The 8,467-nt window shown below is 40.4% G+C and carries 7 protein-coding genes; 3 read left to right on the plus strand and 4 right to left on the minus strand.

Features of this window, described 5'->3' with window-relative positions; translation table 11 throughout:
• Window positions 1–132 precede the first annotated feature (132 nt).
• Window positions 133–1,668, minus strand: coding sequence for a DUF4139 domain-containing protein (locus BP861_RS12105; RefSeq protein ID WP_292375862.1), 1,536 nt, complete (start codon window positions 1,666–1,668; stop codon window positions 133–135).
• A 321-nt stretch (window positions 1,669–1,989) separates the two neighbouring features.
• On the opposite strand from BP861_RS12105, the gene BP861_RS12110 reads away from it, so the two are divergent.
• A complete protein-coding gene (locus BP861_RS12110; RefSeq protein WP_292375864.1) occupies window positions 1,990–3,546 on the plus strand; it encodes a PGF-pre-PGF domain-containing protein in 1,557 nt (518 codons plus the stop codon).
• 86 nt (window positions 3,547–3,632) lie between these two features.
• Here the strand turns inward: BP861_RS12110 and BP861_RS12115 are convergent, their stop codons facing one another.
• The 3 genes from BP861_RS12115 to BP861_RS12125 all read right to left on the minus strand — a co-directional run bounded on the left by BP861_RS12115 (window position 3,633) and on the right by BP861_RS12125 (window position 6,130).
• On the minus strand, window positions 3,633–4,574 hold the full coding sequence (locus BP861_RS12115; RefSeq protein WP_292375866.1) for a nucleotidyltransferase domain-containing protein: 942 nt from the start codon (window positions 4,572–4,574) through the stop codon (window positions 3,633–3,635).
• 223 nt (window positions 4,575–4,797) lie between these two features.
• Complete coding sequence (locus BP861_RS12120; protein WP_292375867.1) at window positions 4,798–5,616, minus strand: YecA family protein; 819 nt, start codon at window positions 5,614–5,616, stop codon at window positions 4,798–4,800.
• Window positions 5,617–5,632: 16 nt separating this feature from the next.
• Complete coding sequence (locus tag BP861_RS12125) at window positions 5,633–6,130, minus strand: hypothetical protein (protein ID WP_292375869.1); 498 nt, start codon at window positions 6,128–6,130, stop codon at window positions 5,633–5,635.
• A 560-nt stretch (window positions 6,131–6,690) separates the two neighbouring features.
• Between BP861_RS12125 and BP861_RS12130 the strand changes: the two genes are divergently transcribed.
• Window positions 6,691–7,968 carry a M20 metallopeptidase family protein gene (locus BP861_RS12130; protein ID WP_292375870.1) on the plus strand — a complete coding sequence of 426 codons (1,278 nt, stop codon included), beginning with the start codon at window positions 6,691–6,693 and terminating at the stop codon, window positions 7,966–7,968.
• A 38-nt stretch (window positions 7,969–8,006) separates the two neighbouring features.
• Window positions 8,007–8,444, plus strand: coding sequence for a GNAT family N-acetyltransferase (locus BP861_RS12135; RefSeq protein WP_292375873.1), 438 nt, complete (start codon window positions 8,007–8,009; stop codon window positions 8,442–8,444).
• Window positions 8,445–8,467: the final 23 nt, after the last annotated feature.

Consider the following 8,467-nt stretch of genomic DNA (forward strand, 5'->3'; position numbering starts at 1 on the left):
CGAAATAAAAAAATAGAGGCACAGTTCTTCAATGCATTCGTTCCTTCCTTGGTTAGAGATGCTGTATTGAATTTTCCGTGCTCTCTATGGTTTTATAGACTCCAGATTTGGCAGTTTGCTGCTGTCTCTGGATTAGTAACTACGTTCTACAGTGTAGGTAACTTTCTTTGAGCCATCTGCGGGTACGGTTATCTCCCATTCAGCTGTATAGGCATCTTTTTTCTCGTATGGGTCAGAAGTGGCTGTGATTTCCCAATCACCGTAGAAGTGTTCTACGATTTTTACTTTTTGGGGCTCAGATTTGTGGTTTTTGATTTCGGTTTCGTAACTTTCTCTCCAGATATTCGAGCTGATTTTGTTGTAGCTGGTCTGGGTTCTTGTGCCTGTTACATCAAAAGCATTTCCGATAACAACCTTTACCTCTTCATCCTTTGGAGTGTGCTCTATGCTGTCTTCCCCGAGGAACTGGAGCTGGCCTTCTGAATCGGCTTTGTATACCCTTAGAACTCCGGCAGGAAGGGGCATTCCAAGGCCGTTTGCTTTTGAATTGTTCAGGCTCAGGGCGGCCTGCACGTCATTGCTTTTTGAAACATCAAAAACGAGTTCCTTTTCTACAGGTATGGAATCAACAGAGAGCAGGGAAAGTTGTTTTACCTGATTATTCCTGAGGGTAGCCGGCCTTTCAAGAGTATAAAGGTGATACTCAAAAAGGGATTCCTCAGCAAAGCTGTCCTTTGCCCCTTCATACGTTTCTTCTGCTGTTGCTGTCACAGCTTCATCTCTAGATATATGCGCAGGTTTGACTACACGGTGGACTTCCCCTGCTACCAGTTTCAGTTTAGCATTCTCGTAGCTTGTTCCTGCTTTATTATTAACAGTAACCCAACCCTTGATATCGGCTTTCATATCATCCGCACTGGTCTTTAGGATGTAGTTTGCTTTCCAGCTCATCCCGTCTGTAAGATAGGAAGTAAGGACATTCCGCTTGCCTGCGGCTGGCGAGTAGACCTGCCATATAAGGGTAGGTTTTGTAAGCAGACCGGCAGAGTCAGGAAATTCAACTTTCGAGATATTGGAAAGAGTTACAACTTTCCCGTCACTTAACTTGAGCACCAGTCCTCCGTAATCATCATAATTCATGAGAATCCCTGTGTATGTACCTCCTTCTTTTTCGGTTACAGTAATTTCCTTATCAAGAAATTTCTTAAGGAGTTCCTGACTGCTCACGAGATCGTATTCATAATTCTGCTCCAGTACGACAGTGTCTTTATTTTTCGTATCCTCAAACATTACTGAGGTCGGATCAATAAGAGCAGCAACATTTGTATATTCGACCTTGTTTACTCCTGAATTAAGCTCGAGTTCCCTCTTTTCCTTTACGAGGGCAAGGTTATCATTATAAATAGTAACCTCAGTACCTGAATCAATTGCCTGAGCACCTGCTGTAAGAATCTCCAGGGGATTTGAGGCTTGTACCTTGGTAACTGTACTTGAACTGGATTCTATCCCATTAATTGAAGGCTCAGACCCATTTGCCTGAGCTGCTTGAGCCGTGCTTTCCATAAAATCAGGAGGGAAAGTGTAATCAGAATATACGAAAGCCGCAGATGCGGTTAAAATCAAGCATGACACCAGAATAAACCAGAGGTAACTTTTCCTTATTTTCATAAAGGAATGATAGGCAACTGTTTTATTTATATTTGGCTTTAGCTTCAGTTATGTTTGAAGTTATCTATCTTGTCTTCAATCTATTTCTATAAGGCTTTAGAAAATATCGATTCCGGATTTTGAATAGCTCCTAAACTGACTCCCGTTCCAATTTATAATTTTCAAAGATACCAGCTGTAATAATTCTACTTTTGATTTTTAGAACAACAAGATAGAAGACAGTTATAAATAATATACACGACTACATAAGTAACAGTTTTTTAAAGTTTTGAGAGTTTAATTGGTATTAAGAATCTGGAAAAGAATTGAGGATCCATCCTTATGAATCTTATAGCCTTTAGGATTGAAAGCCGGATTAAGCTCTCAAGCCTTATTTCAGCTTTCATCCTTATTTTTCTGTTTGCCAAAATAGTCCTCCCTGCCTCAGCCGCCACAATAGAAGCAAGCAGGGAAATCTCTGCCGAAACGGTTTATCCAGGCGAAAATTTTGCAGTAGTTGTACATATAAGTACAGACCAGAATGTTGAAGCCCTGGCTCTCGATGAAAATCTACCTAGTGGGTGGCAGGTAAGCCAGTTAGAAAACAATGGAGCTGCTTTTCAGGAAAGCAGCACATTCAAAGAGTCCACTTTAGAATGGATCTGGGTTGACAATCTTACAGCAGGGGAAAAAAAGAAAGTTGTATATAACGTGATTGTGCCTTTGAATTCTGAGCCTGGAAACTTTATAGTGTCGGGCAGAGTTTCCGCTTATTCCATTCCTGCTGCCTCTGTGAAAGGATACTCAGAAGTAATAGTTAATTACCCGCAGACTGAAGCAAACTTTTCTGCAATCCCTCTCCTGGGCCTTGCTCCCTTAATTGTCCAGTTCACGGATTTATCTACCCCCAATCCTGATTCCTGGGATTGGGACTTTAACGGAGACGGAATAATTGACTCAAATGAAAGAAACCCTGTTTATACGTATGGGAGCCCTGGAACCTACAATGTTACATTAAAGGCAACTAATAGTACGTATGGAGATAGTACTTGGACAAAAATAGGATATATAACTGTGACCGAAAACCTCTCCAGCTCTGTAGAAAGTAGGGAAAGCGATGGAAGTAATGGAGGAAATGGGAGTAGTGATGGAAGTGGGAATAGCAGAGGAAGTGAAAGTAGTGGAGGAAGTGGAAGTGGGGGAGGTGGGGGAGTTGCAAGCTCTCCAGAATCAATTAAAAATATAGAATTGAAGGAAATTGCAAATGAACATGTTTTCAAAGGAGTTCACACATGTTTTACGTTTAAAGCTGGAGATAATGAAATCGTCACTGTGGAGTTCAATCCGAAGAAAAACTTCGGAAAAATAACTGCTATAGTAGAGATACTAAAAAACACATCTTCTATTGTTAAGGAGCCTGCTCCTGGAATTGTCTACAGAAACGTAAATCTCTGGATTGGAAATAGCGCTTTTTCAAGCCTTGAAAATTTTGAAAATGCTCAAATAAATTTCAGGGTGAAAAAGACATGGATTACCGAAAAGGGAATCAGTGAAAATACCATAGCTCTATACCGCTACAGTGAGGGGAAATGGAGCCCGCTACCTACAACTCTCATTAGAGAAGATGAAGTTTACTTTTACTTTACCGCAGAAACTCCGGGTTTCTCTCCATTTGCAATTTCAAGCGCTGAAATGAATATTAAGTCGATTGAAATTTCTTCAATCAGAACAGGAGAAAACCAGACATTGAATGGGGGAAAGCCGTCTGACAATGAAAAACAGGGAATTCCTTCATCAGACATTGAAAAAGAAGAGAAAAAAAGAGCTCCAGGACTTAAAACAGCCTTTTTAATGACTGAATTACTGGTTATATATGGTATATCAAATAGAAAGAGATAACCCGGAAACAGAAGAGATAATTCGAACAAATTATCTAGACCCGAATACCTGAAGCATAAATCTCCTTGAATTTGCGTTTCTCTTTTTCAGCGATATCCACACTGCTCAAGCCAGGTAAGAGATCTTATCCATTCTCCTTTTGGCTCCCTTGAGGTACCCACAACAAGCCTCTTGAGACCTCCTACTTCTTCGATGATACCACGGGCTTCTATAAGTTCTCCGGGAAGCGCCTGTCCTGCGTAAGTATGGGTGTATGAGAGAACATGGTCAATCTCATCGTGTTCGACCTTATAATATGCAGGACTGTCAAAAGCAAAGTCGGCATTTGTAACTTTGGCTTCGATTTTCATTTTGACAGTATCCTTTCCTCGCAGGAGAGGCTCTTTTATCTGATCCCATTCCCTTACAAAAAGGAGATCAAAATAAGTACCCTCGACCATACCTCTGTTGCCTTTTCTGGACTCGTGCAGCATGAACTCGTCAAACGAAATTTCAGGAATTCTCTTGGTGTAGATTCTCTTCCACATCTCCTCATCGATTTCTTCAATGGGCCCTTCCTGCTGTTTTGCAGCGCTTATTGCATCCCTTGCCCTGAACCATACTGGGCCGTACACGACGAAGTCAATATCCGAGCTCTCGTTCTGGAGACCTGCAAGCATAGAACCCGTAACTCCCATACTTGTTCTGGGAATGCCGGCCATATCAAGAGTCTTTACGATTGCCCTTACGCGGCTGTCAGAATTTACAAGCCTTGGAATCGTATCAGAGGGATGAAGCACCTGTTTTACCTCAGATTCAGGCACTACGTGAACATCCTGCACCCAATCAGGCCTGTGCTTCTTCATAAATTCAAAAGCCGGACCGAAATCATATTTTTTATATCTAATTCCGTTTAACTCTCTCTCTCCGTTCTCATCGGGAACGTAACGGAGAGTGGCGCGGATTCCATCACTACGGAAGTAGTCGGAAACCGCAAAAAGCCAGTTATCTTTCGTGACAAGAAAATCCCTCAGGCGTGTTTTGAGCATTTATACCATCATCCCTGGAACTTGTAAGAGTACTTCATAGAGTTTATAAGAGTACTTATGAGTGTAATCGGAATTTAGGAACCTTAATTGCGGGCTTTATAATGTTAGGACTTACGCACTTGAAGTACAAAATCAAGTACACTGGACATTGTAGTTGAACTTATGTTTTATATAGTTAAAGGTTTAATGCTATTGACTTATCAGTTCAACCGCGTAAGTCCTATTAAAATATTAATTCATAGTGGTCGGTCTCAATTTTCTTACCCAAACAACACTTTTTGAACTTTGTTCCAGAACCGCATGGACATAATTCGTTTCGACCAACGTTTTTGTATTTCGTAACTAGTTTTTTAGATTTTTTATAGCTCCACGGTTGCCAAGGAGAGTTCAGTTTATTAACCACATACCTCACAGAATCGTAGTTGTAGTTATCTTCTCCATTTACAAACACCACTGAATTTTTTTGAACTGGGTTTTCTACGATTGATATCTCGTTAATCTTAACAATACTACTAGCTACCTTAGTACACATCACACCATCATATATTTCCCCTACAATGTGCTGGCATTGACTACGAGGTGTAATCGGTGTATTGCAAACAGAACAACTAAACTTCAAAAGGAAACTAGGACTGAAAAATTGTCGGTATGGAAAAAGGTCTTGAAAGTTCTTCACATGGACACGAATGTATTCAATCCCATAGTCATTATTTGTATCTATAAAATGCCTATCCAAGAAGCCGATGAGAATCTCACATCTCTCAAGTTTACCCCATCCTTTATAAAACTCGCCGTTGAGAAAATGAGTATATGCCGATACAAATGTATCTTGAATTTCACCGATGGTCTCAAAACACCAAGCAGTTTTTGCAGTCAATTGGTCGGATTCAAGAACAGCGTCTTTTTTGATTAGCTTAAGTTTTGTCCAATATTCTTCGGGTAATAGATTGCAACTTCTACTTTTATAATTTCCTGCTTGAACTCTTAATGGGTCGAATAAATGACTTCGTTGAATTGTTTCTACCAGTGTTTCACTTTTCATAGACATCATCAACATTTTATCTGTTTTTTAAAATCTCACGTACTGTGTCGTAATATTCTTTTGCAGGACCGTTGTACTTAATTGAAGTGCTACTCCCATCTTTGTTGACTATTACCATCTCGCTCTTAACTCTACTTCCTTCTTGCCTTATTGTGTCATATATATAATTTGTAATCAAACCCAGTAATATCGAAGCAACTGCCTCATCTGCAATAGTAGTCGCCAGTTCAATTAAAGCGCTGTGTTGAGCTAACTCTAAGTATTCATCATCTTTTGTTGCTATGTTTATCATGACGTTATCTGGAGAATTTTTCAGAAAATAACGATATAATTCAACAGTTCCAACTGGAAAAATGTTGGTTCTTCCATCATATTTCATCTCGTGAGGAATTATGAGTATACTGGCTTCAGCTAATTGTTCTCTCAATTCTAAGTCAGCAGAAAAATTGGACAAAACAGTCTCAAACGTTATAGAGCTTTTTTCTTCTTTAACCTCAATTTCATCTGAATACATTGAAGATGTCACCTACAACTTAATGAAATATTATAATCCATATCATCTTAGGATTTACGCGGTTGAACTGAGAATCAATAGCAATGAATCTTCAGCGGGATAAATCACGCCTTTGACATCGATGTCTATTGCATTTGATTTTGTACGTCAAGCGCGTAAGTCCTAATAATTATAATAAATAGCATAAAATGTATTGTATACCATTCAGGTATATAATTTCAGGTATTTTGGTTTTTGAGTAAATAACATAACAAAATGGAATAATATATACCCGGAGTAAGAGATACTGAATGGATATACTGAAGGATTATAATAACTCACAGTAAAATAAAAGTTACTAAATGATGCTTGTAAAAAATAAAATGTACTAATAACATAGGACTTACGTGGTTGAACTGAGAAATCAATAACATTAAACCTCCAACTGTATAAAATACTAAACAAGCCACAAAGCTGAATGTGCTTGATTTTGTACGTCAAGTGCGTAAGTCCTATAACATTATAGTGAAGATTACATATCAGTAAACGGAATAGACTGCAAATGCAGAACATCCGAGGGAATGCTTTTGAGAGAGAATCCGAGTGCAGAAGCGATTGAAGCCTGGATTATACAGCTCAGGCGCGAATTTCACAGATACCCCGAACTCAGTTTTGAAGAATATGAAACCCAGAAGAGAATTCTGAAGATCCTTGGAGATCTGGGAATAGAAGCCAGAAAAATTGCGGATACCGGCGTACTTGCAACTATCCGGGGGAAGTTACCCGGCCCCTGTATTGCACTTCGATCAGATACGGATGGATTGCAGGTACAGGAAGAATTAACCGAAAGAAATAGTGAGTATATCTCCAGAAATGAGGGAGTAATGCACGCCTGTGGGCACGACGGGCACATGACAATGCTTTTTGGGGCTGCAAGGCTGTTTCAGGAAAATCTGGATTTTCCAGGAGAAGTTCGCCTTATCTTCCAGCCCGCCGAAGAAATCCCACCAGGAGGTTCGGAGAGGGTAATTGCCGAAGGGGGACTTGAGGATGTGGACGCGGTTATGGGCATGCACATCTTTACTAATCATGAATCCGGAAGTGTAGGGCTCCGTCCCGGACCTTTCATGGCAAGTACCAACAGGTTCGAAATTATCTTAACGGGAAAAGGAGGGCATATCTCAAAGCCCGAAAGCTGCATTGATCCTGTTCGAATGGCAATGGATTTTATGAGCAACTTTTACCCTGCCCTGGAAAAGCAGCTTGAGTCGGATAAATATATTATTGGAGTGGGAAGGATTCGAGGAGGAGCCCAGTTCAATAGAATTCCTGATACTGTAGAGATTCTCGGAAGTTACCGCACCTTTGACAGGGAGACTACAGACATTATTGATAGGACAATAAAGGAATGCCTAGATGAGGTAGTAAAAAGATACGCAAAGCCAGGAGAAGAATTTTCAGGCTTCCCTGACTATGAACTTGATATATTACACGGCTATCCTGTTCTTGTGAATGATCCTGTGTTTACAGATGCTGTAAATTCAAAGCTGCATGAGAGTTTCCCTGAACTTATAGTCTACCCTGAAATCGAAAAAACCTTTGCCGCCGAAGATTTTGCAAGTTATTTGCAGAAAGTTCCAGGAATTTTCATTTCGCTGGGTAACCGAAACCCGGAAAAAAAGATCCTGGAAATCAATCACTCATGTACATTCGATATTGATGAAGAGATCCTTATCACTGGCACGGAGATACTTTATACCGTTTCTCTGGACTTCCTTAAAAACCCGGAAAAATATCTCAATTCCCAGAGCAATTTCAACCTCGAACCCTTGAAAAAGAGACTGAAGACCGACAGGTAAAGAAGAAGTGAACTGTCCGCTGTGGAGTGAAATAAAAAATGATAATCCAGAGATACGATGATTCCAGAAAGGAAGAGGTCTGTGACGTTGTACTTGGAGTTTTGATGGAGCATGGCTTTGAGCCCGACAGGCTAAAAGACGCCGACCTCAATGACATAAACGATTATTACTTTGGAAGCGGAGGCACATTTTTCGTGGGAATCGTCGACGATAAAGTCGTAGGCACAGCAGGCGTCCGAAAACTTGATCGAAACCTGTGCGAAATCCGACGCATTTATCTCAAAAAAGCCTTCAGGAGCAAAGGCTACGGAAAACAGCTCTTCAGGACTGCTCTCGATTTTGCTGAAAAAAGCTGCTCAGGCGCGATCCTTAAAACTGATTCAACCCTCATGAAAGCGATAGACATGTATCTCAAGCACGGTTTCACTTTCCAGAAAGAAGAGAGAGGGTATATGTATTTCGAGAAAATGTTTTAACGCCCGAGTTCCGTCACCCGAGT

Origin of the sequence: Methanosarcina sp. UBA411, from assembly GCF_002495725.1 — an archaeon.
Lineage (GTDB): Archaea > Halobacteriota > Methanosarcinia > Methanosarcinales > Methanosarcinaceae > Methanosarcina.

Bases quoted from the DNA above. Each gene is read 5' to 3' on its own strand.
- BP861_RS12110 (WP_292375864.1), top strand. From the start codon at position 1,990: ATGAATCTTATAGCCTTTAGGATTGAAAGCCGGATTAAGCTCTCAAGC.
- BP861_RS12130 (WP_292375870.1), top strand. From the start codon at position 6,691: ATGCTTTTGAGAGAGAATCCGAGTGCAGAAGCGATTGAAGCCTGGATT.
- BP861_RS12115 (WP_292375866.1), bottom strand. From the start codon at position 4,574: ATGCTCAAAACACGCCTGAGGGATTTTCTTGTCACGAAAGATAACTGG.
- BP861_RS12105 (WP_292375862.1), bottom strand. From the start codon at position 1,668: ATGAAAATAAGGAAAAGTTACCTCTGGTTTATTCTGGTGTCATGCTTG.
- BP861_RS12135 (WP_292375873.1), top strand. From the start codon at position 8,007: ATGATAATCCAGAGATACGATGATTCCAGAAAGGAAGAGGTCTGTGAC.
- BP861_RS12120 (WP_292375867.1), bottom strand. From the start codon at position 5,616: ATGAAAAGTGAAACACTGGTAGAAACAATTCAACGAAGTCATTTATTC.
- BP861_RS12125 (WP_292375869.1), bottom strand. From the start codon at position 6,130: ATGTATTCAGATGAAATTGAGGTTAAAGAAGAAAAAAGCTCTATAACG.